The sequence below is a fragment of the Limnofasciculus baicalensis BBK-W-15 genome, assembly GCF_024178385.1.
GTDB classification, from domain to species: domain Bacteria; phylum Cyanobacteriota; class Cyanobacteriia; order Cyanobacteriales; family Coleofasciculaceae; genus Limnofasciculus; species Limnofasciculus baicalensis.
Genome location: NZ_JAMZMM010000715.1, coordinates 1 through 1,295 on the forward strand (window position 1 = coordinate 1; position 1,295 = coordinate 1,295).

2 protein-coding genes are annotated in these 1,295 nt (G+C 63.3%); both read right to left on the reverse strand.

Annotation, left to right across the window (positions count from 1 at the left end; all coding sequences use genetic code 11):
- On the reverse strand, positions 1–451 hold a 451-nt coding region (locus NJ959_RS29670), incomplete at its 3' end, for an amidohydrolase family protein (protein ID WP_254015353.1).
- Positions 445–1,295, reverse strand: an 851-nt coding sequence (locus tag NJ959_RS29675) for an amidohydrolase family protein (RefSeq protein WP_507237500.1), incomplete at its 5' end; no start/stop codon positions are given. The genes NJ959_RS29675 and NJ959_RS29670, both read right to left, overlap by 7 nt.

The window sequence follows — 1,295 nt, forward strand, 5'->3', positions numbered from 1 at the left end:
CAATCGCGTCCACCGGATCCCCGCCCATCTCATACGCGAGCATCCGTTCATCGGTATGCTTGAGCAAGATCAGGTCTGCCCGCGCTCCGGGCGCGATGAAGCCGCGATCCTTCAAGCCGAGCAAAGAGGCCGCGTTGATCGTGCATGCCGTGATCGCTTCTTGTGGCGTAAGACCGCAGAATCGAGCGGCGGCCGCGATCGCGAGCGGCATCGACATGGTGGGAGACGAACCCGGATTGAAGTTGGTCGCGATCGCAACCTTTGCGCCAAAGTCGACCAGTCGTCGCAGGTTTGCATACTCGCCACCCGTCGGCTTGGACAGGTGTAGCCCTGTGCAAGGCAGCCCAACGGCAAACGTCTCGGATTGCGCGAGCATCTCCGCATCTTCGATGGTCGTGGCTTCGAGGTGATCGACGCTGAGCGCCCCGAGTCGCACCGCTTCCTTCACCATGCCCATCGATGTGAACTGGTGGCGGTGGCGCCGGTTTGGGGGTCCAGGGGCTTTGCCCTCCCGGAGAGCCCCACGCAGGCCGCGGGCGACCAAGCGGCCTTCTCGCAGAACGCCACCACCGCCATTCCAAGAAACTCGGCATGCACGGCGGGCAACGTCTCATTGATCGTGGGAGCGGCAAAGGCGGGAACGTCGGGATCGATTGCGTGGCCGAGGAGGGCGGTGGGAGTAATGCGAGGTTCCATGGGCACTTTGCGCGTCACTTCCCAAGCCGCCCGGAGCATCTTCAGTTCGTCGGCAGTCGACAGTCCATAACCGCTCTTGACTTCAAAGTGAAGAGTCCCGCCACGTTCGAAGTAGTGCTGGCTCCACGCGAAGTCGGTGGCCAGGTCGCCTTTGCTCGCTGCCCGCACCGCCCGCACCGTCGACATGATTCCGCCGCCAGCCTTGAGAATGTCGAGGTATGCAGCACCCTTGAGTTTCATGTCCCACTCGTTCAGTCGATCGCCGGCAAAGCACGCATGGGTATGGCAATCGACGAACGCGGGCATGAGCACGCGTCCGTTCGCATCGATCTCCGGACGATCTGCCGAATAGCCCATCCACGTTGAACGCCGGAAGACCGCCGAGGATCGCCAGTTCGTTGGCGTGACGCTGATGATGGTGCCGTTCTCGATGCGCACGTCGGCACTCTCGATGACGCCAATGTCACCCATCGCCTTGCCGCGCTTCGCGCCGGGCCCGCCCATCGTGAGCACGCGTGCGTTCTTGATGTGGAGAGTCATCGCTTCCCTCCTCGCGTGCGCGGCCCGCGTTCGAGTGTGCCGACGCACGCCTTGCCCGC